The 23,724-nt window shown below is 32.0% G+C and carries 28 protein-coding genes; 16 read left to right on the top strand and 12 right to left on the bottom strand.

Going from position 1 to position 23,724, the window contains the following annotated elements; translation table 11 throughout:
• The first annotated feature begins 74 nt into the window (after positions 1-74).
• Complete coding sequence (locus AC2D6V_RS03360) at positions 75-1,109, top strand: polysaccharide lyase family 7 protein (RefSeq protein WP_484646633.1); 1,035 nt, start codon at positions 75-77, stop codon at positions 1,107-1,109.
• Between the two features lie 96 nt (positions 1,110-1,205).
• Entirely contained in the window at positions 1,206-2,279 is a 1,074-nt protein-coding gene (locus AC2D6V_RS03355) for a PA0069 family radical SAM protein (protein WP_484646632.1), read from the top strand.
• 67 nt (positions 2,280-2,346) lie between these two features.
• Here AC2D6V_RS03355 and AC2D6V_RS03350 read toward each other — a convergent pair whose 3' ends face one another.
• Together AC2D6V_RS03350 and AC2D6V_RS03345 are read right to left on the bottom strand one after the other, a co-directional pair.
• Complete coding sequence (locus AC2D6V_RS03350) at positions 2,347-2,961, bottom strand: hypothetical protein (RefSeq protein ID WP_484646631.1); 615 nt, start codon at positions 2,959-2,961, stop codon at positions 2,347-2,349.
• A 291-nt stretch (positions 2,962-3,252) separates the two neighbouring features.
• Positions 3,253-3,855 carry a hypothetical protein gene (locus AC2D6V_RS03345; RefSeq protein WP_484646630.1) on the bottom strand — a complete coding sequence of 201 codons (603 nt, stop codon included), beginning with the start codon at positions 3,853-3,855 and terminating at the stop codon, positions 3,253-3,255.
• Positions 3,856-4,059: 204 nt separating this feature from the next.
• Between AC2D6V_RS03345 and AC2D6V_RS03340 the strand changes: the two genes are divergently transcribed.
• From AC2D6V_RS03340 to AC2D6V_RS03330, 3 genes are read left to right on the top strand one after another with little or no spacing between them, the layout of a single operon-like run.
• On the top strand, positions 4,060-4,935 hold the full coding sequence (locus AC2D6V_RS03340) for an AraC family transcriptional regulator (RefSeq protein WP_484646629.1): 876 nt from the start codon (positions 4,060-4,062) through the stop codon (positions 4,933-4,935).
• A 13-nt stretch (positions 4,936-4,948) separates the two neighbouring features.
• Positions 4,949-5,119 carry a hypothetical protein gene (locus AC2D6V_RS03335; RefSeq protein ID WP_484646628.1) on the top strand — a complete coding sequence of 57 codons (171 nt, stop codon included), beginning with the start codon at positions 4,949-4,951 and terminating at the stop codon, positions 5,117-5,119.
• Between the two features lie 20 nt (positions 5,120-5,139).
• Positions 5,140-5,328 (top strand): DUF2649 family protein, encoded by a 189-nt coding sequence (locus AC2D6V_RS03330; RefSeq protein ID WP_484646627.1) that lies wholly within the window; start codon positions 5,140-5,142, stop codon positions 5,326-5,328.
• 106 nt (positions 5,329-5,434) lie between these two features.
• On the opposite strand, the gene AC2D6V_RS03325 is transcribed toward AC2D6V_RS03330, so the two are convergent.
• The 5 genes from AC2D6V_RS03325 to AC2D6V_RS03305 form a co-directional block, all read right to left on the bottom strand.
• Entirely contained in the window at positions 5,435-6,091 is a 657-nt protein-coding gene (locus AC2D6V_RS03325) for an HD domain-containing protein (RefSeq protein WP_484646626.1), read from the bottom strand.
• Positions 6,092-6,096: 5 nt separating this feature from the next.
• Positions 6,097-7,098 carry an acyl-ACP desaturase gene (locus tag AC2D6V_RS03320; protein WP_484646625.1) on the bottom strand — a complete coding sequence of 334 codons (1,002 nt, stop codon included), beginning with the start codon at positions 7,096-7,098 and terminating at the stop codon, positions 6,097-6,099.
• A 9-nt stretch (positions 7,099-7,107) separates the two neighbouring features.
• Positions 7,108-7,845 (bottom strand): lysophospholipid acyltransferase family protein, encoded by a 738-nt coding sequence (locus AC2D6V_RS03315; RefSeq protein WP_484646624.1) that lies wholly within the window; start codon positions 7,843-7,845, stop codon positions 7,108-7,110.
• 25 nt (positions 7,846-7,870) lie between these two features.
• Positions 7,871-8,266 carry a hypothetical protein gene (locus tag AC2D6V_RS03310; RefSeq protein ID WP_484646623.1) on the bottom strand — a complete coding sequence of 132 codons (396 nt, stop codon included), beginning with the start codon at positions 8,264-8,266 and terminating at the stop codon, positions 7,871-7,873.
• Between the two features lie 148 nt (positions 8,267-8,414).
• Entirely contained in the window at positions 8,415-8,825 is a 411-nt protein-coding gene (locus tag AC2D6V_RS03305; protein ID WP_484646622.1) for a BrxA/BrxB family bacilliredoxin, read from the bottom strand.
• Positions 8,826-8,942: 117 nt separating this feature from the next.
• Between AC2D6V_RS03305 and AC2D6V_RS03300 the strand changes: the two genes are divergently transcribed.
• From AC2D6V_RS03300 to AC2D6V_RS03290, 3 genes are read left to right on the top strand one after another with little or no spacing between them, the layout of a single operon-like run.
• Positions 8,943-9,719: a TerB family tellurite resistance protein gene (locus tag AC2D6V_RS03300; RefSeq protein WP_484646621.1), complete on the top strand. Its 777-nt coding sequence runs from the start codon at positions 8,943-8,945 to the stop codon at positions 9,717-9,719.
• Between the two features lie 53 nt (positions 9,720-9,772).
• Positions 9,773-10,432, top strand: coding sequence for a DUF6090 family protein (locus AC2D6V_RS03295; RefSeq protein WP_484646620.1), 660 nt, complete (start codon positions 9,773-9,775; stop codon positions 10,430-10,432).
• Positions 10,433-10,441: 9 nt separating this feature from the next.
• Positions 10,442-10,765, top strand: a complete 324-nt coding sequence (locus AC2D6V_RS03290; protein WP_484646619.1) for a TraR/DksA family transcriptional regulator — start codon at positions 10,442-10,444, stop codon at positions 10,763-10,765.
• Here the strand turns inward: AC2D6V_RS03290 and AC2D6V_RS03285 are convergent.
• From AC2D6V_RS03285 to AC2D6V_RS03275, 3 genes are all read right to left on the bottom strand, one after another.
• Positions 10,762-11,589 carry a HEAT repeat domain-containing protein gene (locus AC2D6V_RS03285; protein ID WP_484646618.1) on the bottom strand — a complete coding sequence of 276 codons (828 nt, stop codon included), beginning with the start codon at positions 11,587-11,589 and terminating at the stop codon, positions 10,762-10,764. The genes AC2D6V_RS03290 and AC2D6V_RS03285 overlap by 4 nt on opposite strands.
• A 43-nt stretch (positions 11,590-11,632) precedes the next feature.
• Positions 11,633-11,872 carry a hypothetical protein gene (locus AC2D6V_RS03280; protein WP_484646617.1) on the bottom strand — a complete coding sequence of 80 codons (240 nt, stop codon included), beginning with the start codon at positions 11,870-11,872 and terminating at the stop codon, positions 11,633-11,635.
• Between the two features lie 156 nt (positions 11,873-12,028).
• Positions 12,029-12,895, bottom strand: a complete 867-nt coding sequence (locus AC2D6V_RS03275; protein ID WP_484646616.1) for a helix-turn-helix domain-containing protein — start codon at positions 12,893-12,895, stop codon at positions 12,029-12,031.
• A gap of 129 nt (positions 12,896-13,024) precedes the next feature.
• Between AC2D6V_RS03275 and AC2D6V_RS03270 the strand changes: the two genes are divergently transcribed.
• The gene (locus AC2D6V_RS03270) at positions 13,025-13,663 is read left to right on the top strand and encodes a YceI family protein (RefSeq protein ID WP_484646615.1); all 639 of its coding nucleotides are present in this window, start codon (positions 13,025-13,027) and stop codon (positions 13,661-13,663) included.
• A gap of 22 nt (positions 13,664-13,685) precedes the next feature.
• Here AC2D6V_RS03270 and AC2D6V_RS03265 read toward each other — a convergent pair whose 3' ends face one another.
• Positions 13,686-14,600: a S66 peptidase family protein gene (locus tag AC2D6V_RS03265; RefSeq protein ID WP_484646614.1), complete on the bottom strand. Its 915-nt coding sequence runs from the start codon at positions 14,598-14,600 to the stop codon at positions 13,686-13,688.
• Between the two features lie 177 nt (positions 14,601-14,777).
• Here AC2D6V_RS03265 and metG point away from each other — a divergent pair, with 177 nt between their 5' ends.
• From metG to AC2D6V_RS03235, 6 genes are all read left to right on the top strand, one after another.
• Positions 14,778-16,859: a methionine--tRNA ligase gene (gene metG / locus AC2D6V_RS03260; RefSeq protein ID WP_484646613.1), complete on the top strand. Its 2,082-nt coding sequence runs from the start codon at positions 14,778-14,780 to the stop codon at positions 16,857-16,859.
• Positions 16,860-16,914: 55 nt separating this feature from the next.
• On the top strand, positions 16,915-17,757 hold the full coding sequence (locus AC2D6V_RS03255; protein ID WP_484646612.1) for a helix-turn-helix domain-containing protein: 843 nt from the start codon (positions 16,915-16,917) through the stop codon (positions 17,755-17,757).
• A gap of 91 nt (positions 17,758-17,848) precedes the next feature.
• A complete protein-coding gene (locus tag AC2D6V_RS03250) occupies positions 17,849-18,025 on the top strand; it encodes a hypothetical protein (RefSeq protein ID WP_484646611.1) in 177 nt (58 codons plus the stop codon).
• Positions 18,026-18,147: 122 nt separating this feature from the next.
• Complete coding sequence (locus tag AC2D6V_RS03245; RefSeq protein WP_484646610.1) at positions 18,148-18,513, top strand: hypothetical protein; 366 nt, start codon at positions 18,148-18,150, stop codon at positions 18,511-18,513.
• Positions 18,514-18,544: 31 nt separating this feature from the next.
• Positions 18,545-18,928, top strand: coding sequence for a cupredoxin domain-containing protein (locus tag AC2D6V_RS03240; protein WP_484646609.1), 384 nt, complete (start codon positions 18,545-18,547; stop codon positions 18,926-18,928).
• Between the two features lie 113 nt (positions 18,929-19,041).
• On the top strand, positions 19,042-19,560 hold the full coding sequence (locus tag AC2D6V_RS03235) for a ferritin (RefSeq protein WP_484646608.1): 519 nt from the start codon (positions 19,042-19,044) through the stop codon (positions 19,558-19,560).
• Between the two features lie 117 nt (positions 19,561-19,677).
• On the opposite strand, the gene AC2D6V_RS03230 is transcribed toward AC2D6V_RS03235, so the two are convergent.
• A complete protein-coding gene (locus tag AC2D6V_RS03230) occupies positions 19,678-20,109 on the bottom strand; it encodes a tellurite resistance TerB family protein (protein WP_484646607.1) in 432 nt (143 codons plus the stop codon).
• Between the two features lie 251 nt (positions 20,110-20,360).
• Between AC2D6V_RS03230 and mfd the strand changes: the two genes are divergently transcribed.
• Positions 20,361-23,720 carry a transcription-repair coupling factor gene (mfd, locus tag AC2D6V_RS03225; RefSeq protein WP_484646606.1) on the top strand — a complete coding sequence of 1,120 codons (3,360 nt, stop codon included), beginning with the start codon at positions 20,361-20,363 and terminating at the stop codon, positions 23,718-23,720.
• Positions 23,721-23,724 lie beyond the last annotated feature (4 nt).

Below are 23,724 nucleotides of genomic sequence, written 5' to 3'. Positions count from 1 at the left end.
CATATTTGAATTATTAAATAATTTTCATAAATTGGTTAACCAATGTTTAATAGCTTCATATAATAACGTTAATCATGATGAATTTCTATTTAATACAACCAAAAATAACTAAAACTCGTTATATCATTTTTGTACTTAAATCAAAGCTCAAATTAGTCTCATTTATTTGTATCATTTTAGCTGTTACAGGTGTTTTTGGGCAGCCCTTTAATGCGCCTTACGAGATAGCCAGATTTCAAGATTTTTTAGATGAATGCAAATTTCAGGCACCTACTAGCAGCACAGCGGCATCAAATTCTTCATTAACCCATTCTACTAATCCCTATACATCCAGCTACTTTTATGTGGCAGATGTAGATAAAATGGCTTTTAATCAGTCAGGTGACAGTAACCGTAGCGAATTGAGATATGAAAACAATTGGGACCTTACACAAGCCGATCGTTCATTACATGCAAGGATTAATATTGTTCAGCAGACCGTTGATTGCGAGCAGGTAACCGTGATACAAATTCATGATGATGCAAATGCTGGAAGTGGACCAAATAAGCCATTGTTAAGAATCTACAAGCACCAAACCAAGACACCAATCAATCATCTTTGGGCGGCGTATAAGACAGATACTGGAGGTTCCAACACTTCACATATAGATTTAGGGCTAGCTCCTACAGGATACTTTAACTGTGACGTCCGATTGGTGAACGGCAACATGATTATTGATATAGATGGTGTGGAAAAAGTAAATGTGAATGTTTCATATTGGACATACCCAAGCTATTGGAAAGCCGGGGTATATTTACAGGATCCTGGAGAGGCAACGGCCTACTTTGATGAGTTATTTACTGGTAATGGTCAAACGTTAACTATAGAGAATTCTATAATTAAAAACACTAAAATTTATCCTAATCCGTTTAGAGGCAGTGTGAATATTGAGACTAAATCTCAAATACAAACTATTATGCTATATAATATATTAGGTAAAGAAGTTTATAAGACAAGCACGGTTTCAGATTTTCAAAGTTTTTCCGAGACGCTACATAGCGGCGTGTATATTTTAAAATTAATGGACCAACAAGGCATAAGTATAACAGAGAAATTGATAAAAAATTAAATTCATATTTGTTAATAACCCATTTTTACTTTAACACTTTTCAGCAGAAATAAGAAGTAATTTTAAAGGGCAAACTTAACCTTTAATTTTACTATTATGAATCCCAAGTCTCCAATAAAAGGACGTGGCGCACAGTTCAATGTCCCAAATCGTTTTTTCGAATTAAGTCACGAAATGCGTGACGATTTTTTAGAATTCTGCCAAAAAGATGGAGAAGAGGCCGATAAAAACAGAACACACTATTTAGAAGTATTTCCTAAAACCATAGTTAATAAAGTAAAAAGTCCAGATGTAGGTATGGCATATTCTATGAATGCTTACCAAGGTTGCGAACATGGGTGTGTTTATTGCTATGCGCGAAACACTCATGAATATTGGGGGTACAGTGCAGGTTTAGATTTTGAACGACGTATTTTGGTAAAAAAAGATGCCCCAAAACTTTTGGAAGAGCTTTTAAAGAAAAAAAGCTGGAAGGCATACCCCATTGTTATGTCAGGGAACACAGATTGTTACCAACCAGCTGAAAAACAATTTAAAATAACGAGGGCATGTCTGGAGGTCTTTTTAAAATACAAACATCCTGTAGGAATCATTACAAAAAATTCCAGAATTTTAGAAGATTTAGGTGTATTGAAAGATTTAGCAATGGATAATTTGGTTTGTGTAAATATGTCGATTACCTCATTATCAGAACATACCAGACGTATTTTAGAACCTAGAACAGCAACTACAAAAAAACGATTGGAAACTGTAAAAACCTTATCCGAAAACGGGATTCCTGTTAACGTGATGATTGCTCCTATAATTCCCTCTATTAATAGTCATGAAATTTTGCCTTTGGCAAAAGCTGCTCGTGATTATGGTGCATCATCAATTGGTCATACAATAGTTAGATTGAATGGTGCTATTGGTGAAATATTTACAGACTGGATAAAAAAAACCATGCCAGATCGAGCAGATAAGGTTTTACATCAAATTGAAAATTGCCATGGAGCAAATTTAAACGATTCTAGATTTGGAACAAGAATGCGAGGGGAAGGTAAAATAGCCGAACAGATTAATAATTTGGTGAAATTGGCTAGACAAAAGTATTTTAAGGACAAGAAGATTTCGAAGCTGAATTGTGATTTGCACGAGCAATATAAACAAAGGCAATTAAAGTTGTTTTAATAAAATAAAAAAGCGGGCTATTAAATTATAATAGCCCGCTTTTAAAACGCTTTAGTAACTAGATTGTTTAAATTTTAAAGTGTTCTACAAATTTTCTTCCTTCAGAAATAAGAATTATTTTATAATTACCAGGCACTGTTTTGTCTATTTTATAAACGCGCTCGATAGTTTGAATGTCTTTAATTTCTTCAGAATAAATTAATTCATAGTTAGTAGACAGATAAGAAGCGTCTTCATGGTATAATTTAATTTTTAACGGTTCTAAATCTAAGGCTAATTTTGAAATGTAAATCATATCATCATCAATTCTAATAATTGGTTTGAATGATACAATTACCTTTTCTTTCTCAAATACTACAGCGTTAGATTTTACAATAAAAGGAATAGTTCTAATTTCGACTTCTTTATCTAATTCAAAAAAGTAAGAACCATCGGGCAATGATGTAAGATCAAATCCCTTTGTATATGTTCCGGATATTTTTATAGATTCCTTAAATAATACAATACCATTAGTATCTTTAATAGTTAGCAAGTTTCCTTTCTTTACATTTAGTAAAGCGAGTGAAGTTCTGTCAGCTTCATTTTTAATAGTAAACGAAGCTTCTTTTGCGAAACCCATAACCGTAGCCAATAGAGCTACCATTAAGATTCCTTTTTTTGTGATGTTAATTGTGTTTTTCATGATTTGGTTTTTTTAACGTTCGACATGACAAATGTATAAGGTTAATTTGGTTCTTAAAGCACTGATTTTGACTAATTTATGTGGTATTTTACCTATTATTTTAGGTTAAATTAATATAGCATAATGTTTGATTAATACAGTATATTATATTTTTTTAGCTAATAGGTAAAGTGGTAGTTTGCTAGGAGATAATAAATTGGCTGAAAAAGAAAAGGAAAGAATTGGGCAAAAAAAAAGTGGGCCACCACAGCCCACTTTAACAACTAAACTAAACTAAATAAGACATTAAAACTAATTATTAATGTATTCTATAAATTCTCTTCCTTGAGAATGGTAAACTATTTTATAACTTCCTTTTTGCGATAATTTAAACACGCGATTAATTGTTTTGTTTTCTTCGACAACTTCTGAATGTACTAAATCGAAACCATTATTTACTGTTTCAAAATAAATTTTAATGTTTAAAAATTCGTTGTCTAGAACTAGTTTCGAAACAAAAACAAAATCACCTTGAACTCTAGTTACAGGTTTGAAAATTTTCCTTTCCTTTTCCTTATCAAAAATAACATCATTTGAAAAGACTGTAAATGGAATTGTATTTATCTCTACATCTTTATTCATTTCAAAAATGTAGTCTCCATTTGGTAATTCAGATAAATCGAATCCTTTAGTGTACATTCCAGAATGATCGATTAATTCTTTATACAAGGTAATTCCGTAACTATCTTTTATTTTTAATACATTACCTCTTTTTACATTAACAAAAGTAATTGCTGTTTTTTTAGCTCCTTTATTAATTGTAGTGTTATTAAAGTCGCTAGCGAACCCCATAACCGTAGCCGACATTGCTACCATTAATATTCCTTTTTTTAGGTTGTTAATTCTTTTTTTCATGATTTGGTATTTGTACCATTTATACAAGGCAAAGATAGATGTCATTTACAAATTAGAGAACATGAGTTTTTGCTAATTTGTATGTTATTTTAACTGTTAAATAAACATTAAGCTTATGTTAAGTTAAAATAACATATAATATGGGTAATTGTATATATAATGTATGCATAATTAATATTAAATTTGTAATAAAAACAACCTGCAATGATTAATAAAAAACCAACACTAAAAAAGCTAAGCCCTAGTTTTGGAAGTTCTCTCTTGGTTAATCAACATATTAAGAATGTAGATAAGAATGATGCGTATTGGCACTTTCATCCAGAGCTAGAGTTAGTATATGTTAATAAAGGACAGGGTAAAACACATATAGGAAATCATTTGTCCTATTTTAATAATAGCCAACTCATATTAATAGGTTCTAATTTACCACATAACGGTTTTACAGACAGATTAACCTCTAATGGTACAGAAACTACAATACATTTCAAATCTAATTTTTTAGGTAATGATTTTATAGAAATACCAGAGATGGCAAACGTTAAATCTTTATTTGACCGAGCAAAAAAAGGGATTCGTTTTAAAATTGAAACAAAGCAAATTATAGGACCTAAAATTGATAATTTACTTGAGTATACAGGCTTGGAACGCGTTATTAAATTTTTGGAAATATTGAATTTTCTTGCTTTCACAGATGATTATTCACTTTTAAATGCTGATGGATTTGCATTTGAAGCAGATGCTCAGGATAGTGCTAAAATTGCTATTATTTTTAAACATGTTAATACGAATTTCCAAAACCACATTAGTCTAGATGAAATAGCCGATAAAGTTAGTATGACAGTACCAGCTTTTTGTAGATATTTTAAAAAAGCAACAGGAAAAACCTTTACTCAAGTGGTTAACGAATACCGCGTAGTTCACGCTACAAAGTTATTATCAGAAGAAAGCCAGATGAGTATTACTGATATTTGTTTTGAATGTGGATTCAATAACTTCTCCCACTTTAATAAAACCTTTAGCGATATAACTGGCAATAGTGCTTCTCATTATAGAAAAGAAATAAAACTTATAATTCAATAAATTTAAAAAACTTATGGATAAGATAAATGAAGCATTAAAATACTACTTCTATAAAAGAAAAGGAATATTGGACTATATCAATAAAAATAATGATTTATCGGCGGAAGATATAATTGAAAATGCTGAAGAATTATCTATCTTAGAATATAAAATTACGGCTCTTCAAGTTGCTCAAGAGAATTAAGTATTTAATAAATTATATAAGTGAAAAATCCTTTACATAATGTAAAGGATTTTTTTATACGTTGTTATTTAATTTCAAACCAAACAAGTAATAATCCCGTTATCACAGGTAATGATAGTATTAGGAACAGTATAAATCTAATGTTGTCTCGTCCCATTACTGTTTTATTTTTAATAGTATTTTTCATGATTAAGCTTTTTAAAGTTTAACACCACAAAGATATATCGAGAGATTGGTGTATAAAGCATCCATTTTGACCAATTTTGATGCTATTTTACCTTTTAAATGGAGGTTAATATTCTGTAAATTAAATCATTACAATTTCCCATTCCATTCGCTGTAAAACTGATCTAAAAAATCTAACATATACTCATGTCTGTTTTTTGCAATTTGTTTCCCAGTTTTAGTATTCATTTTATTCTTAAGAAGAAGAAGCTTTTCGTAGAAATGATTTATTGTTGGTGAATTTGAAGCTTTATATATTTCTTTACTCATATTCAGGTTAGGAGCAATATCTGGGTCATAAAGGGGTCTATTCTTGAAACCACCATAGTTAAAACACCTTGCAATACCAATAGAGCCAATAGCATCTAACCGATCGGCATCTTGAACGACTTTTAATTCTTCAGAAATAAATAACTCGGTGTTTTCTAAGGATTTATTGAAAGATATATTTTCAATAATATTAACAACATGCTCTATCACTAATGAATCAACATTAAGTTTGAAAAGGAATTCACGCGCTACTTTTGGGCCTTTACTTTCATCGCCATTATGAAATTTACTATCTGCAATGTCATGAAGTAATGCTCCTAATTGGACCACAAATGTATTTACACGCTCATTTTTGGCAATTAATAGCCCATTTTTATATACTCTTTCTATATGAAACCAGTCATGCCCGCCTTCTGCATTAGCCAAGGTTTCTTTAACAAATTCTATAGTTTTTTCAATTATTTCTTCAGAAGACATTGCTACTATTTCACAATCGCTGGTTCAACCCACTTAAACTGATAAGAGTTTTCAGGAATCTTTATGCGTTCCGATAAGCGATACATTCTAGCCGGGAGCTTCATTAAATAATCTCTAGCTTTCTCAGCTTCATCAGTTAGATTGGTAATTTTATCAATCTCCCATCTAGTTATAAGCTTTTGCAAAATATCTACATAATCTCTAGAAGTATATACTCCAATGCGTTGAGCAGTATTAGAAAATTCTTCAAAAGCAGAACTTATTTGTCCGCCAGATTCTCTCAAAAAATGAGCAGGCATCGTTATTTTTTGTTTCATCATATAATGAAAAGCCATCATCATTTGGCTAGGGTCCACTTTAAAAATGCGTTCCACAAATTCAGAATAGGCATTATGGTGGCGCATTTCATCACCAGATATAATTTTACACATTTTAGACAAGCGTTTATTTCCTTTTTCTTTTGCAAGTTTTGCTACGCGATTATGCGAAACATAAGTTGCTAATTCTTGAAAACTTGTGTAAACAAAGTTTTTATAAGGATCTCTGTCGGTGCCAATATCGAAGCCATCTGCAATTAAGTAGTGCGTAGTCTTTTCAATTTCTTTCATATTAACGCGTCCAGATAAATAAAGATATTTATTCAAGACATCGCCATGTCTATTTTCTTCGGCAGTCCATTGTTTTACCCATTTAGACCAGCCATTTCCACCACCATTTACTTGATCGACCCCTTCTACATCCATGAGCCAAGATTCATAAGTTGGTAAAGCTTCTTCAGTAATCATATCACCTACTAAAACAACCCAAAAGTCATACGGGAGTTCCTTTGCCAATTCCCTTATTTCTGTCAATTCTTCAAAAAAGGCACTATCAGTTGTTTCAGAATTTGGTAAAAAATCTGTTGGTTGCCAGATACTGTCTATTGGAATTAGATACTTTTCCATTAAGGAATCAACATCTTTTTCTAAAAAGTTCATGACTTCCAATCTTACATTTTTCAACGACATAATATATTGTTAAGGGTGAATATGGGCTTTTATAGTATTTTCAATACTATCAATAAGTGCTTGCTTATCTGCAAAGGTAGCTAAATTTATAGGCTTATGAACAGTGAAAGCAATGTGAGTTCCTAAACCCATCGGGAATTTACCGTAACGAACTATTTTCCAAGAATTATTAATCGATATTGGAACAATCAATGCCGATGGGACTTTTTTAAATAAAATTTCTAAGCCCTTGGTTTGAAACTTTTTGGGATGGCCATCTTTACTTCGGGTTCCTTCTGGAAAAATAACGGCAGCACGCTTGTTTTTTTCAATATATTCTCCAAATTTCATAATGGCTGGTAACGATTGCCTAGGGTTTTTCCGATCTATTAAAACAGAACCGCCATGGCGTAAGTTATAGGAAACACTAGGAATACCCTTACCGAGTTCTTTTTTACTTATAAATTTTGTATGATGCTTTCTCATATACCACATTATTGGTGATATATCGAACATGCTTTGATGATTTGCAACAATAATAAGTGGTTGCCCGAAAGGAATGATGTGGGGATTGTTAAAAGTAAAGCGCGTGCCTAATATGTTGGCACATCGTAGTAGACAAAATTGTAAGGCATCAACACTATTTTTATGTGCTTGATAACCCAATACATTGAAACAGAACCATTGAATGGGATGAAATACTAACAATGTCAATAAAAAAAAGATATTATAGACAATAGTTAGTGGGTAGGACAATAATTTTAACATGCCCCAAAAATAAATAAACTAACCTTTAGAACACAGGAACGCACTTGTTATTTTTACATTCAATACTAGTTGGTGGGATGGCAATCGAACAATCTGATGCAATACCCCATTTAGTATTAAAAGCAGTTTCTTTATTGTTGTAAGTTTCAACAAGGCTTTTTAAATTTTCAGTATCTATAGAGGTGGAATACACCAAATAACTCCAAGGACCTCCACAGGGTTTACTTCCAAGACCAATGAACTTACATTCTGTAGATTCATTGCAAATAGAGCTACTTGCTAAAGATTCAATTTCAGATTTTAAAGTAGCCAATTCCTGTTGCTCATCTTCTTGAATGGGCAGCCGGTCCTCATCACATTGGGTAGAAAAGAATAATAAGCAAATAGACACTAATATAAATTTGAATAATAAATTTCTCATCTTTTTGTAATTTATTTATTAGATGTAGCAGATTTAATATGGTTGCGTAGAAGAATAAAAAAACCACGTTAATTAACGTGGTTTAATGTCTTTAAAACTATTAGTATTCCTTACTTTCCTTTATAGAGAGGATTAGGTTGTGAAGTTTCTAGCAATGCTCATTATAAGCGTCAACTAAATTTTCTGCTATAAGTTCTGCTGGGCGACCTTCAATATGATGGCGCTCTAGCATATGCACCAATTCACCATCCTTAAATAATGCCATACATGGTGAACTTGGAGGAAAAGGAATCATATAACCACGAGCCGTATCTACCGCTTCTCTATCAACACCTGCAAAAACTGTTGTAATATGGTCTGGACGTTTGGCATTTTGTAAACTCATTCTAGCTCCAGGACGTGCATTTGCTGCAGCACAACCGCAAACTGAATTTACAACCACTAAAGTTGTCCCTTCTTTTGCTAAAGCAGCATCAACAGCTTCGGCTGTTTGTAATTCTTCGAAACCAACATTTGTTAAATCTTCACGCATTGGTTTTACTAATTCTGCTGGATACATATTTTAAATTTTTATAATTAACAATTTAGATTGCAAAGATACCAATTGTGTAACAAAATATAAATGCAATCTACTAACAAATAGTATATTTGGTCATAATTAAAATCTATTACTTACATGAGTTTTTCAAAATGGATAGGAGCTTCTATAGGTTGGTCGTTTGGCGGTCCAATAGGAGCAATTATTGGATTAGCATTAGGAAGCGTTGTTGATGCTATGGCAGATGGTAAAAACAGTCCGTTTTTGGGAGAAGGACAATCTACACGAGGAAGGAGAACCACTTCTAGAACTCAACCTAGACAGCACCCACAAACACAATCGGGAGATTTTGAAGTGAGTTTATTAGTATTAGCTTCTGTAGTTATTAAAGCAGATGGCGTACAAGATCAACTAGAATTAGATTATGTAAGAAAGCAGTTTGTAAATATGTATGGCAAGGAGCGTGCAAATCATGCGTTTAAGCTTTTTAAGAATATTAGCAAACAGAATGTTTCTGTAAGGCCTGTTTGTTTACAGATTCGTCAAATGATGGATCATCCTTCAAGATTACAACTTATGCACTTTTTGTTTGGAATTGCAAAGGCTGATAGCGTTGTGACAGAGGATGAGGTAAAACAAATCTATACGATTGCTGACTATTTAGGTATTAGCTCTCGAGATTACGAAAGTATAAAAGCAATGTTTTATAACAGTAGTGATAATGCTTATAAGGTTTTAGAAATAGATAAAAATGCTACGGTAGATGAAATTAAAAAGGCTTATCGAAAAATGGCTAAGAAATACCATCCAGATAAAGTGATTCACTTAGGAAAAGAACATCAAAAAGGTGCTGAAGAAAAATTTAGGCAAGTACAAGCAGCTTATGAACAAATCCAGAAAGAAAGAAGGTTTTAATAATATTAAAAAAATAAGAGGTGATAAATTTTTTTCGCAAAATTCGAAAAACTATGATTTCGGCAAACGACACTAAAAATTATTTAAAATATGCTGTTGGAGAAATTGTTCTTGTAGTCTTAGGAATCCTTATTGCCTTGAGCATTAACAATTGGAGTTCCTCAAATAAAGCTAATAATGAAAAGACGCTTATCATTTCAAAAATCAAAGAAGAAATAGCTAATAACAGAATTGAATTAGATAAAGCAAGACTACCTAATCAAAAAATTGTAGAAGCGTATAAAAAATATTCAACAATTTACAATAAGACTTCTTCTGAAATTATTGCGACTCCTGAGGAACGAATGAAACTAAAAAAAGAGTATTCAAATTTTTTTAGAGTTATAGACTCAGTTAAGTTTGACTCACAAAAATATCTTTATACTGGAGATACTTTTATGGTTCTAGAAATTCCAGATATTACTTCTATTGCTTGGGAAACTATCCGCGCCATTAATATTGCAAATGAGTTTGATTATAATTGTCTATACGAATTAGAAAGCTTGTATAATCTTCAATCAAGAGTTAAAAAGGAAATTGATAAAGCTGCTGATGCATTACAAGAAGGAGATATTCAAAGGCTTTTCAAAATTTTAAATGTTATAAATCAGCTTGATACTCAATTAAAATTGAGTTATAATAAGGTCTTAGAAACGATAGATGATTGTAAATAATATTTTACAATGAACCAAGAAGACATCAAAATAAAGATACTAGAAGAGATTACTAAAACTGAAAAATCAATTTTGGAGTATCGTGACTTAACCAAACCCATTGCTCCAGATGTGTCTATTGGACGTGTGAGTAGAATGGATGCTATCAATAATAAAAGTGTTAATGAAGCCTCTTTACGTCAAGCTGAAATAAAGTTAGGAAATCTAAAACGAGTTCTTGATAGGCTTGGAACTGAAGATTTTGGTATTTGCTTAAAATGTAAAAAATCCATTCCAGTTGGTAGGATTTTAATTCGTCCGCAAAGTTTGTTGTGTGTTAATTGTGCTAGTTAATACTTATAATTCAAATCAATATAATCAATAGCCTCTTGTTGCGTTAAAACTGCAAATTTTTTATATCGATTATGAACATCAACTATTTGGTCCAATGCTTTTTCAATTAGCGGTTTGTTTTCCCAATTATTAAGATGCGCAATAACAGTTTTTAAACAACCATTTTTATAAGCTATTTGTCCTATAACATGAATTAAAGTGTCAGAAACACGTTTGGTTTCGTCAAATTCTAATTCTTTTAAAAGCGGTAAAATATCTTGAGGGTGTGTGCGACCTCGTAGTTCAATACCATGGCAAATCTCACGACGAATCTCTTTATCTGGATGTTTAAGATACGTTTTTGCCCAAGCTAAAACAGGTATAGGGTTCTTTCCTCCCATTTTTTTAACCGAACCAATAACAGCATTTCTTACGGAATGATGTTTATCAAACAAACCAATATCAAAAAACGTTTGCACTTTATCAAAGTGAAATTTGCCAATTTCTCCAGCAGTATTAACAACTGTTTGACGCACTTTGTCCGAATCTATATCGAGTGCAGTTGAGGAATCAAGTTTTAATAAACAGGTTAATGTGGATAGAATAGTATTCTGTAATTCTGGATTAGAATAAAAAAGTTTGCCTATAGCCAAATAGGCTGTTTTTCGAATATAGGTGTCTTCATCAGAAAAATAGGTAAGGATACGTTTGGTTTTATTTGAAGATAAATCCCAAGCAATTTCTTGATTGATTTTTTCAACCAAAACAATGCGTTCTTCTTTTGATAAATCGTAAAACCCCATTTTAATACTTGAAAAATACAAATAAAAAAGCCAACTACTCAATAAGGAAAGTTGGCTTTAGTAAAAGATAAAAGTGTAGTAGTATTTATTTAGCAGCGTAAACTTTTGTTTCACCGTCTTTTCCAAATACCAATACTAATTTCTCATTAGAATTGATGTAGTATGCTTCTAATTTCCACCCTTCACTTTTTGAAGCTTCAATTAAGCATTTACGAACATCAGGATTGTTTAAATTAAATTGTGTGTTAATAGGGTTATCAGTTGCATTAACTTGCACAGAAACCATAAGAGCCATAACGATTAAAAGTAATTGTAATTTTTTCATTTGTAGGTATTTTTTAGATTATTAAATAAGCGTGCAAGAGTATGTCATTTTACAAAAACCGATGAAATTATTAGTTGATTGTTCGTTTTTTTCGTTAAACGAACAATTTTAAATGAAGTAGTTGAATTCTAGTAATATAAATTAATAATAGTAGTTTTAATTTACTTCTAATTTGTAGCCAACACCATGAACGTTTATAATGTTTATTGAGTCATCATCTTTAAACTTTTTTCTAAGCTTAGAAATAAATGTATCAAGACTTCTACCAACAAAAACACCATTGTCCTCCCAGATTTTTTTAATTAAAACATCACGTTTTATCACTTGGTTTTGCTGAGAGCTAAACATGTTCATAAGTTCACACTCTTTGGTAGATAATTTTATTTCAACTGCATCTTTAACTAATTTGTTTTGCGCTTCATAAAATTTATAATTACCAATTTTTATATGGTCATCAAGTTTGTTAATTAGATTGGTTTTTGGTTTTCGTTTAAAATAAGTTATTGCCATTAATGTTAAAATTAAAATAAGGAGACCAATTATAATTAGGTTTTTGTTAGCACTCATGAAAGAATCATTTTCAATAAACAAGACTTGTACGGTATAACAATCTAATGGTAAAACCCGTCCCAGGCAAGGAACAATGTTTTGTTCCTTTGTTCCAGTAATTTGAAAACTATATGAAACCTTCAGGGTATTACAATTAATGACTTCTACTATATAACGTTTGGGTAATTTTGCGATTTGGAGGCTAGAATTTACTATCGCAACCAAACTGTCTGGTGTTATAGATAAATTCCCTTCAAAAGCGATTTCGTATCTATTCTCTTTTACTTTTCTAATGGGAAGGATTAATGAAGAAGAGTCTCTGTTAGCTAACAAAAGTTTGTTGCCAGCATCTCTAAGTACCACTTTAATTTTTTCAGAGAAATTTTCGTTATTATTAGGACTTTGAAAGGCTGCAAAAGTGATGCAGATAGCTGTTAATGCTAAGAAGGAATAATATATTGGTTTTATTCTCATAAAATGAATTTAAAAAGTAGTGAATTAAGTTAAAATCTACAACTTTTGCATCCGTTTTGCACTTCTTTTACATTTTTTTTACAAAAGGAAACACTTATCCGTATTAGTTTTACTGAAAAATAAAAAATCATGCAAAAAATCATTTTATCATTATCAGCTATTATCTGTGTTACATTAAGTATAAATAGTCAAAGTTTAATATCTGCATTAAATAGTCCAGTTTTAGATAGAGACGTGAATCGTGTTGAATTAGATATAAAAAACAGTATCGTTAAATGGGAAGGTTCTAATTTATTTAAAATAAACAAACATAATGGAACGGTCAAATTTAAAAACGGACACGTATTAAAGAAGAATGGAAATATTCTAGGAGGAGAATTTATAATTGAGATGGCATCAATTGTAAATATAGATGGGAAGCACAATGAAACGCTAGTGAATCATTTAAAAGATGAAGACTTTTTTGATGTGAAAAAGTACCCCAATGCGAAGCTTCAGATAAATAACGTCATCTATGAATCTAACGATTCTGTAAGAATCATTGCGAACTTAACTATTAAAGGTATAACAAAGGAAATTCAATTTAGACCAAAATTTAATCTCATTGATAAGAAAGAGGTCATGACTTCAAAATTTACTATTGATAGAATTCTTTGGGGGATTAATTATGAATCCAAAGGAACATTAGGCGTAGTAAAGGATGATATTATTTCTGATACTATTGAGCTAGAAGTTATAGTGCAATGGCCATTTGTAGACCAATGTTAATTGAAAAAATTTGAATATAGGATTAATCATTAAAAGTAATTGTAGACTGTCCATTATCAACTGACAATTGAATAGTTCTACCTAAAATTATTGCACGATTATCTTTCTCGTGACCTGCTGGCATGTTAAAAGCAATTGGGAAATCGTAGTCTTCAAATGCATCTAAAATAAGTTGCTCAATGGATGTTCCCCAAAGGGTGGTGTTTTTTCTTAGCTTGGTTATTTGGCCTACAATAACGCCTTTACAATTTTCAAAATAGCCGGCGCGTTTCAAACTTTGTAACATGCGATCTATATGATATTTATATTCACCAATTTCTTCTATAAAAAGTATTTTTCCAGAAACGTCAATACTTGACTTAGAACCAAGCATCGTATGCAACATAGTCAGGTTTCCTCCCACTAATTGACCAGTGGAATTGCCAGTTTTGTTATAATTAGATCCATTTATAGTATAACTTAAAGAATTGCCAAAAATCGCATCTTTAAATGTTGAAACAGTTTCTTCTATAGTACTTAAATCGTCTTGTAAACTAGTACACATCATTGCGTGAATACTTTCGACCCCAACATTATGAATGTCATTGTGAATAGCTGTAATATCTGAATAGCCAATAATCCATTTTGGGTTTTGTTTGAAGTTTGACCAGTCTAACTTGTCTAAAATTCTAACTGTTCCATAGCCACCTCGAGCACACCAAATTGCTTTAACTTTAGGATTGTCTAAAGCTTTTTGAAAATCTTCACAGCGTTCATCATCGGTTCCAGCAAAATGATTGTCCTTGTTAAATACGTGCTTTCCAACTATGGCATGAAGTCCCCAGTTTTTTAAAAGGCTTTTAGCTTGTTCTACTTCTTTGGTTCTATTTTTTAAAATCCCAGATGGCGCAACAATAGCTACTGTATCGCCTGCTTTTAAATATGATGGTTGTTTCAAAGTGCTATTTTGTTTTTCAATGTTCGCATTTTGTGCATTAATTGTCTTTATTCCGAAGAAAAAAACAACACAATATAAACTCAACGTTAGTAGGTTTTTTGACATAATGTAAATGTACATTTTTTTTCTAAATCGCTTGGTAATTGATTACTTTTGTGGCTTCAAAATGATAATTAAATGCCGAAAAGATATACAATCACCACTGCGCTTCCTTACACAAACGGTCCAATACATATAGGGCATTTAGCCGGTGTTTATGTTCCAGCCGATATTTACGCGCGTTATTTGCGTTTAACAGGAAACGATGTAGCGTTTATTGGTGGGAGTGATGAGCATGGTGTGCCAATTACTATAAAAGCGAAGAAGGAAGGTGTGTCGCCTCAAGATATTGTGGATAAGTATCATGCGATTATTAAAAAATCGTTTGTGGATTTCGGTATTACTTATGATAATTATTCCCGCACATCGGCACCAATTCATCATGAAACTGCGTCGGAATTTTTTAAGACCTTAAATGAAAAAGGGGAGTTTATAGAAGAAACTTCAGAACAGTTATATGATGCTCAAGCGAACCAATTTTTAGCAGATCGCTTTGTAATAGGAACTTGTCCTAAATGTGGAAATGAAGAAAGTTATGGCGACCAATGTGAAAACTGTGGTACAAGTCATAATGCAATCGATTTAATAAATCCAAAATCAGCCATTACAGGTAATACCCCAACTTTAAAAGAAACGAAACACTGGTTTTTACCTTTAGATAAACATGAGGCATTTTTAAAAGAATGGATTTTAGAAGGGCACAAAAAAGATTGGAAACCTAATGTTTATGGTCAATGTAAATCCTGGATTGATGATGGGTTGCGTCCTCGAGCAGTAACTAGAGATTTAGATTGGGGCATTCCTGTGCCAGCTGAGGGAGGCGAAGGAAAAGTGTTGTATGTTTGGTTTGATGCGCCTATAGGTTATATATCATCAACCAAAGAATGGGCAGCACGTGAAGGAAAAGATTGGGAGTTATATTGGAAAGATAAAGACACTAAATTAGTACACTTTATAGGTAAAGATAATATCGTATTTCACTGTATTATTTTCCCTGCGATGTTAAAGGCTGAGGGCAGTTATATTTTGCCAGATAATGTGCCAGCCAATGAGTTTTTAAATTTAGAAGGTAACAAATTATCAACCTCAAAAAATTGGGCAGTTTGGTTGCCTGAGTATCTGGAGGAATTTCCAGGACAGCAAGATGTGTTGCGCTACGCTTTAAATGCCAATGCTCCAGAAACAAAAGATAATGACTTTACTTGGAAAGATTTTCAAGCAAGAAATAATAATGAATTGGTGGCTATCTTTGGAAACTTCATAAATCGTGTGGTAGTACTAACAAATAAATATTATGATGGTATTGTTCCAGAACCTTCAGATTTTAATGACGTAGATGAAGAAACTCTGTCCACTATTAAAGCATTTCCAGATGTTATTGCAAGCTCTATAGAACGTTATCGTTTTAGAGAAGCAGGACAAGAACTTATGAATTTAGCGCGACTTGGAAACAAGTATCTAGCTGATGCTGAACCATGGAAAGTGATTAAAGTTGATGAAGCACGTACAAAAACTATTATGTACATAGCGCTTCAAATAGCTTCAGCTTTAGCAACTCTAAGTGAGCCTTTTTTACCGTTTACTTCAATCAGGTTGAAAAACATACTCAATGTCAGTTCGAGTGATGCGGTACAGGAGCATCGTATCGAGAACTCATGGAACGATATTTCAGCCAAAAACGTGTTACTTCCAGCAAACCATCAAATAGGAAAAGCAGAATTACTATTCTCTAAAATTGACGATGAAACCATCCAAAAACAACTCGATAAATTAGAAGCTAGTAAAAAAGCTAACGAAATAGCTAATGCTATTGTGGAACCTCAAAAAGACACTATAACATTTGAAGACTTTGCAAAATTAGACATTCGAGTAGGCACCATTTTGGAGGCCGAAAAAATGCCTAAAACTAAAAAGCTTTTAAGGCTTAAGGTTGATACCGGAATTGATACAAGAATTATAGTGTCCGGAATTGCTGAAAGTTTTACAGCAGAAGAAGTAATCGGAAAACGTGTAACTGTTTTAGTAAATCTAGCCCCAAGAGCTTTAAGAGGTGTCGAAAGCCAGGGTATGATTTTAATGACTGAAACCCCTGAAGGCAAATTAGTATTTGTTAATCCTGATAACTCAGGTGGCGTTGGGAATGGGTTGCAAGTAAGTTAGGATAAATCAAAATTGTGTTTTGTAATGTTTTAAAAAAGATTCAGACAAAGAATCTATGCAAAAAACATTTAAAGAATTCTCTACCAATGCTATTCTTAAAATAGGAGATGAAACTCTTTTAGAATCTTATAAAACCTCAAAACAACCAGACTTATACACATTTGTTAGAACTGCTAATACTAAAGCAGAAATTATAGTAGACAGCATTCCGTATAGGATCGAACCCAATAGCGTTTTGGCTTTAACTACAGTGCAATATTTTCAATATATTTCAGGTGAAAAATTAGTGGTATATCAATTTAACAGAGAGTTTTATTGTATTAAAGACCACGACCAAGAAGTAAGTTGCGCTGGATTATTATTCTTTGGAAATGTACATATACCAATAATAAAATTAGAGTCTAAAGAAAACAGAAAGTTAAATATTCTTCATGAAGTGTTTTTGGACGAATTAGAAACTAAAGATACTATTCAAGCCGAAATGTTGAGAATGCTTATGGCACGTTTCATTATCATAAGTACGCGTTTACTAAAATCTAAAGAAGGTTTTGTGGAAACCACAAAAAACACTAAAATTGATTTGCTACGCGATTTTAATATGTTGGTAGAATCTCATTTTAAAACCGAGCATAGTGTATCGTTTTATGCTGATAAACTTTTTAAATCACCTAAAACACTCTCTAATACTTTTGCTAAATTTAAGACAAGTCCGTTACAAATTATCCACGAACGTGTAGTGCTTGAAGCTAAACGTTTATTGATCTACACAGACAAAACAGCAAAAGAAATTGCTTATGAAGTTGGTTTTGAAGATGCATCACATTTAAGTCGATTATTCAAAAAGCATACTACTTTGTCTCCTACCGACTTCAAAAAGCAGTTAAAAAAAGTATCTTAGGGAAAAATTGACAAGTATTAAGGCGACCTTACCATTTTATAGAACCCTTTTCCGATTCATCTTTGCACTGTATAATTAAAACAACAAAGTCATGAATTTAAAACAGATATCAATATTCAATTTAATTGAAATATTTAGAGGGAAAAGAAAAGAAGTACTAAATACTATTTCTCCAAAAACACATTGTGAACAAAAATATATTCACGATTATTATTGTGATGCTGAAAAACCACATGTTGTATCAAATTCAATTACTTCAAATATATAAAGGAAAAATTGACAAGTCAAAAGGAATAAATTACATGGTGTAACCTTTAAAACGATTGCAACTTTGTACCAAGAATTACAAACAATAAATTCAAAAAATAAATCATTTTAAAAATAAAAATTATGAGCACAATTACAGAAACAAAAATAGAAGAAGCATTAGTAGACCTTAAAGAATTATTAAGAAAAGGACAATTTCTTGAAGCCATGAACAAATATTTAGCCGACGATGTGGTTTTACAAGAAGCAAACGGAGAGCCTAAAGTAGGTAAAGATGTTTGTATCGCAGCCGAAGAAGAATTATTAGCAACCGTGACAGAATTTATTAGATATGATATGTATAATGTCGCGGTAACAGAAGATTATTCATATTACGAAGCTATAATGGAATTTAAAACAAATGATGGGCAACATCACAAATTTGAACAAGTAAATAGAACGCAGTGGAAAGATGGCAAAATCATTAACGAACGCTATTACCACGCATAATTAATTAACATAAATAATAAAACAAAGTACCATGAAAAAAGTAGTATCAATTTTAGTAATCGCATTAGCATTCACAATAAATTCTAATGCTCAAGACACAATGACTAAAGCAGCAAAAACTATTTCGTTAGAACAAACAAAAGGAGAATTTGTTCAAAAGGCCTTAACGGTAAGCGAGGGAACTTACGTGTTTGAAGTATCAAACAATCATGCCGCAAAAGAAGTTGGTTTAGTCTTAGTTCCAAAAGGCAAAGATGCTAGTAAGCCAGAAAATCATATTAAAACAGCTTATGTAACAACGGTTGTTAAAGAAGGTAAAACTGAAAAAACGAATGCTACTAAATTAGTAAAAGGAGAATATGTGTATTTCTGTCCATTGAATCCAACACCACAATATACGCTTACGGTTCAGTAGGATTAAATATTATTAATAGTTGAAAAAGGTTAATCTATAAAAGGATAACCTTTTTTTATTGAACCAAATTGAAAGCATCAAAGTAATTCTGTAACTTTACAAAAAAGAATATTATGTTATCAAAAACTATACAAGAATCTTTAAATAATCAAATAAGAATTGAAGCAGAATCTTCTCAAATTTATTTAGCCATGGCATGTTGGGCTGAAGTAAAAGGATTAGAAGGAGTATCTAATTTCATGTATGCACAATCAGATGAAGAACGAGAACATATGCTGAAGCTAGTGAAGTTTGTAAATGAACGTGGTGGTCATGCGAAAATTTCAGAATTAAAGGCGCCTAATGTTACCTTTAAATCGATTAAGGAAATGTTTGAAAAATTGTTTGAGCATGAAGTATTTGTATCCCAAAGCATCAATGAATTGGTACACAACAGTCTTCAGGAAAAAGACTATGCAACTCATAACTTTTTACAATGGTATGTGGCAGAACAAATAGAGGAAGAAGCTGTAGCTCGTACAATTTTAGATAAAATTAATATGATTGGCGACGACAAAGGAGGGCTGTATTTATTTGATAGAGATATTGAAAATTTAACTGTTACTACAGCAGCTACTAATGCTCCTGCATAATTTTAACAGTTAAGATTATTTAGGTTATAAGGAAATGGCTTAAATTTTAAACAATTATTATATACAAAAAAAGCAAACCTAATTGGTTTGCTTTTTTTGTATATAAATCACAGAAAGTTATCTATTCATATTCTTTATTTGGTCTACAAAATCATCCAAATCAGCACCATTATTTACAAGTGTTAGCGCTTTGTCAATAATATATTTTACGTTTACGGCATGGAACCCAAGACCAACAGCAATTTTCTTTAGTAATAACATTTCTGGATCACCTGTAATGGTGTCCACATGTATCATTCGCACTAAATCGTATAAACGTTCTAAACGCAAATCGTAAGATACAGGGGGATTTATTGGGTGAGACAGATAATCCTTTAATATAGTCTTATAATCATTTTTACCAATCTCCAAGTGCTGAGCTAATCTGTCCAAAAACAACTTTTCATCATCAGTAATAACACCATCTGCCATTGCCACGCGAACAATTGATGCAAAATGACTCTCATTACGCTTTTTAAACCCACTATCAAATAAATCTGCAAACGACATATATACTTCTTTTTTAGTGCTGCAAACGTACATATTTTTTTTAAGATTTTAAATTGAAATTTTATTTTTTTGACGTTACCACAAGGGTCGGGCTTTGCGCTATATCTTTTTCTCGTACCTCAAAAAAGGATGTCGCTGCAATCCCTAACGCAAATGCCGAACTAATTTGTAAATAGTAATAAATATTTATGTATTCCCCCTAAAATAAAAGATATCTAAACCCTATATTTGCAGCTCAAAAATAAAATTAGGTGAGTAAATCCCGTATCTCTCAAACCTATGTTCAGGCTTTGCAAACGCAAAATCTGCAAAATAATATTGCCCAGTCACAAAGTAAAGCACATTTAAAAGGTCTCGTTGGTTCTTCTTTTTCCTTTGTTATTTCTACAGCTTTTAAACAAGCTAAAAAACCATTTCTATTAGTATTTAACGATAAAGAAGAAGCGGCACATTATTTAAATGATTTAGAACAATTATTAAATGAGAAAGATGTGCTGTTTTATCCTGGGAGTTATAGAAGACCGTATGAAATAGAAGAAACCGATAATGCCAATGTACTTCTTCGAGCCGAAGTTTTAAACAGAATTAATTCACAAAAAAAACCGGCAATTATAGTTACTTATCCAGATGCCCTCTTCGAGCAAGTAGTAACAAGAAAAGAGCTAGAGCGAAATACACTTAAAGTAGGAGTGAGCGATAACCTATCAATAGATTTTGTAAATGAAGTATTATTTGAATATCAGTTTAAGCGGGTTGATTTTGTTACCGAACCTGGAGAGTTTTCTGTTCGAGGCGGTATTGTAGATGTATTTTCTTTTTCGAACGATGAGCCTTATAGAGTTGAATTTTTTGGTGATGAGGTAGATACAATTAGAACATTTGATGTAGAGACACAATTGTCTTTAGAGCAAGTTAAAAAAATCAATATTATTCCTAATGTAGCGAATAAATTATTACAAGAAAGTAGACAAAGTTTCTTAAAATATATCGCTCAAAAAACTGTAATCTGTTTAAAAAATGTCGATTTATTATTTTCAAGAATCGATGATTTTTACGAAAAAGCAGAGGAAGCTTTTAATGGACTATCTGCAAACATCAAGCATGCTAAACCTAACGAGTTATTTTGCAATTCAGAATTACTAAAAAAACAATTACTCGATTTTTCGATAATTGAGTTTGGGTCACAAAGTGTCTTTTGTCATTCAGAGCGACTTGAAGATTCTCAAATTATCGAATACAATACCAAACCACAACCTGCATTCAATAAACAATTCAATCTATTAATTGAAGATTTAAATTCAAATCACGAAAAGGGGTATACTAATTATATTGCATGTGTAAGCGAACAGCAAGCAAAACGGTTTCATGATATCTTTGATGACTCGAACTTAGATGTTAAAGATTATAAAACTATAATTTTATCACTACATCAAGGTTTTATAGATCATGATAACAAAATAGTTTGTTATACCGATCATCAAATTTTTGAGCGCTATCATAAATTTCATCTTAAAAATGGATATGCGAAAAAGCAAGCCATTACATTAAAAGAACTTACAAGTTTAGATATTGGAGACTATGTTACTCATATCGATCATGGTATTGGACGTTTTGGTGGACTTCAAAAAATAGATGTAGAAGGTAAAAAACAAGAAGCTATTAAGTTAGTTTATGGCGAACGTGATGTGCTATATTTAAGTATTCACTCGTTACATAAAATCACCAAGTTTAATGGTAAGGATGGCAAACCACCTAAGATTTATAAATTGGGTAGTAAGGCATGGAAAACCCTAAAACAGAAAACAAAAGCCCGTGTTAAGCATGTAGCATTTAATTTAATTAAACTTTATGCTAAACGTAAAACAGAAAAAGGTTTTCAGTACAATTCCGATAGTTACATGCAACATGAATTGGAAGCGTCCTTTATATATGAAGATACTCCCGACCAAAGTACCGCGACTGCAGACATAAAAGCCGATATGGAAAGCGAACGTCCTATGGATCGTTTGGTTTGTGGTGATGTTGGATTTGGTAAAACCGAAGTAGCAATACGTGCAGCATTTAAGGCGGTAGATAATGGGAAACAAGTAGCCATTTTGGTTCCTACAACTATTTTAGCTTATCAACATTCGAGAACATTTAAGCAACGTTTGCAAGACTTCCCGGTAACGGTAGATTATCTCAACCGATTTAGAACCACTAAAGAAAAACGAGAAACTTTGGAAGGTCTTGAAAATGGTAAAGTCGATATAATAATAGGAACGCATCAATTGGTTAATAAAAATGTAATATTTAAAGACTTAGGATTATTAATTGTAGATGAGGAACAAAAGTTTGGAGTGGCAGTTAAAGAAAAACTAAAAACTCTAAAGGAGAATGTCGATGTACTTACTTTAACCGCAACGCCTATTCCTAGGACTTTGCAATTTAGTTTAATGGCTGCCCGAGATTTATCAGTGATCACAACACCGCCACCAAACCGTTACCCAATAGAAAGTCATGTAATTCGCTTTAGTGAAGAAACCATTCGGGATGCGATTAGTTATGAAATTCAACGTGGTGGGCAAATTTTCTTTATTCATAATCGCATAGAAAATATAAAAGAAGTTGCTGGCATGATTCAACGTTTGGTACCTGATGCAAAAATTGGTATTGGTCATGGACAGATGGAAGGGAAGAAGTTAGAGCAACTTATGCTTGCATTTATGGATGGTGCTTTTGATGTTTTGGTTAGCACAACAATAGTTGAAAGTGGTTTAGACGTACCAAATGCTAACACTATTTTTATAAATAATGCCAATAACTTTGGTTTGAGTGACCTACACCAAATGCGCGGCAGGGTAGGTAGAAGTAATAAAAAAGCATACTGTTATTTCATTACTCCAGAATACTCAGCAATGACAGATGATGCCAGAAAACGTATCACTGCTTTGGAACAATTTACAGAATTAGGAAGTGGTTTCAATATTGCTATGAAAGATTTAGAAATCCGTGGCGCAGGAGATTTGTTAGGTGGTGAGCAAAGTGGTTTTATTAATGAAATAGGATTTGATACCTATCAGAAAATACTAAATGAAGCGATAGAAGAGCTAAAAGAAAACGAGTTTAAAGAGTTATATCAGGATGATAATGAAGATAAAGTTTATGTAAAAGATGTCACTATCGATTCGGACTTTGAATTACTATTTCCAGATAATTATGTAAATAATATTACTGAACGATTAAATCTATACACACAACTTAATAATATAAAAACCGAAGAAGAATTACATACTTTTGAAGTAGCATTATTGGATCGATTTGGAGAATTACCAGAACAAGTGACCGATTTACTAAATAGTGTCCAAATAAAGTGGCTAGCAACTAAAATTGGTTTTGAAAAAGTGGTGATGAAACAAAGTAAACTAATTGGTTATTTTATCAATGATCAACAAAGTAGGTTTTATCAAAGTAAAAATTTTACGAAGGTGTTACAGTTTGTTCAAACACATCCAAATGCCTGTAAAATGAAAGAAAAACAAACACGAAACGGATTGCGTTTGATGCTAACTTTTGAAAATGTTAAATCCGTAAAACAAGCTTTAGAGAACTTAAAGCCTATTGTGGCTTAGTTAT

It is taken from the genome of Algibacter sp. YIN40 (assembly GCF_057219435.1).
The sequence above is the reverse complement of the archived record's forward strand: the minus strand, read 5'-3'. Positions and strand labels throughout refer to the sequence as shown.

Bases quoted from the DNA above. Each gene is read 5' to 3' on its own strand.
- AC2D6V_RS03360 (WP_484646633.1), top strand. From the start codon at position 75: ATGATGAATTTCTATTTAATACAACCAAAAATAACTAAAACTCGTTAT.
- AC2D6V_RS03355 (WP_484646632.1), top strand. From the start codon at position 1,206: ATGAATCCCAAGTCTCCAATAAAAGGACGTGGCGCACAGTTCAATGTC.
- AC2D6V_RS03350 (WP_484646631.1), bottom strand. From the start codon at position 2,961: ATGAAAAACACAATTAACATCACAAAAAAAGGAATCTTAATGGTAGCT.
- AC2D6V_RS03345 (WP_484646630.1), bottom strand. From the start codon at position 3,855: ATGAAAAAAAGAATTAACAACCTAAAAAAAGGAATATTAATGGTAGCA.
- AC2D6V_RS03340 (WP_484646629.1), top strand. From the start codon at position 4,060: ATGATTAATAAAAAACCAACACTAAAAAAGCTAAGCCCTAGTTTTGGA.
- AC2D6V_RS03335 (WP_484646628.1), top strand. From the start codon at position 4,949: ATGGATAAGATAAATGAAGCATTAAAATACTACTTCTATAAAAGAAAA.
- AC2D6V_RS03325 (WP_484646626.1), bottom strand. From the start codon at position 6,091: ATGTCTTCTGAAGAAATAATTGAAAAAACTATAGAATTTGTTAAAGAA.
- AC2D6V_RS03320 (WP_484646625.1), bottom strand. From the start codon at position 7,098: ATGTCGTTGAAAAATGTAAGATTGGAAGTCATGAACTTTTTAGAAAAA.
- AC2D6V_RS03315 (WP_484646624.1), bottom strand. From the start codon at position 7,845: ATGTTAAAATTATTGTCCTACCCACTAACTATTGTCTATAATATCTTT.
- AC2D6V_RS03310 (WP_484646623.1), bottom strand. From the start codon at position 8,266: ATGAGAAATTTATTATTCAAATTTATATTAGTGTCTATTTGCTTATTA.
- AC2D6V_RS03305 (WP_484646622.1), bottom strand. From the start codon at position 8,825: ATGTATCCAGCAGAATTAGTAAAACCAATGCGTGAAGATTTAACAAAT.
- AC2D6V_RS03300 (WP_484646621.1), top strand. From the start codon at position 8,943: ATGAGTTTTTCAAAATGGATAGGAGCTTCTATAGGTTGGTCGTTTGGC.
- AC2D6V_RS03295 (WP_484646620.1), top strand. From the start codon at position 9,773: ATGATTTCGGCAAACGACACTAAAAATTATTTAAAATATGCTGTTGGA.
- AC2D6V_RS03290 (WP_484646619.1), top strand. From the start codon at position 10,442: ATGAACCAAGAAGACATCAAAATAAAGATACTAGAAGAGATTACTAAA.
- AC2D6V_RS03280 (WP_484646617.1), bottom strand. From the start codon at position 11,872: ATGAAAAAATTACAATTACTTTTAATCGTTATGGCTCTTATGGTTTCT.
- AC2D6V_RS03275 (WP_484646616.1), bottom strand. From the start codon at position 12,895: ATGAGAATAAAACCAATATATTATTCCTTCTTAGCATTAACAGCTATC.
- AC2D6V_RS03270 (WP_484646615.1), top strand. From the start codon at position 13,025: ATGCAAAAAATCATTTTATCATTATCAGCTATTATCTGTGTTACATTA.
- metG (WP_484646613.1), top strand. From the start codon at position 14,778: ATGCCGAAAAGATATACAATCACCACTGCGCTTCCTTACACAAACGGT.
- AC2D6V_RS03255 (WP_484646612.1), top strand. From the start codon at position 16,915: ATGCAAAAAACATTTAAAGAATTCTCTACCAATGCTATTCTTAAAATA.
- AC2D6V_RS03250 (WP_484646611.1), top strand. From the start codon at position 17,849: ATGAATTTAAAACAGATATCAATATTCAATTTAATTGAAATATTTAGA.
- AC2D6V_RS03245 (WP_484646610.1), top strand. From the start codon at position 18,148: ATGAGCACAATTACAGAAACAAAAATAGAAGAAGCATTAGTAGACCTT.
- AC2D6V_RS03240 (WP_484646609.1), top strand. From the start codon at position 18,545: ATGAAAAAAGTAGTATCAATTTTAGTAATCGCATTAGCATTCACAATA.
- AC2D6V_RS03235 (WP_484646608.1), top strand. From the start codon at position 19,042: ATGTTATCAAAAACTATACAAGAATCTTTAAATAATCAAATAAGAATT.
- AC2D6V_RS03230 (WP_484646607.1), bottom strand. From the start codon at position 20,109: ATGTCGTTTGCAGATTTATTTGATAGTGGGTTTAAAAAGCGTAATGAG.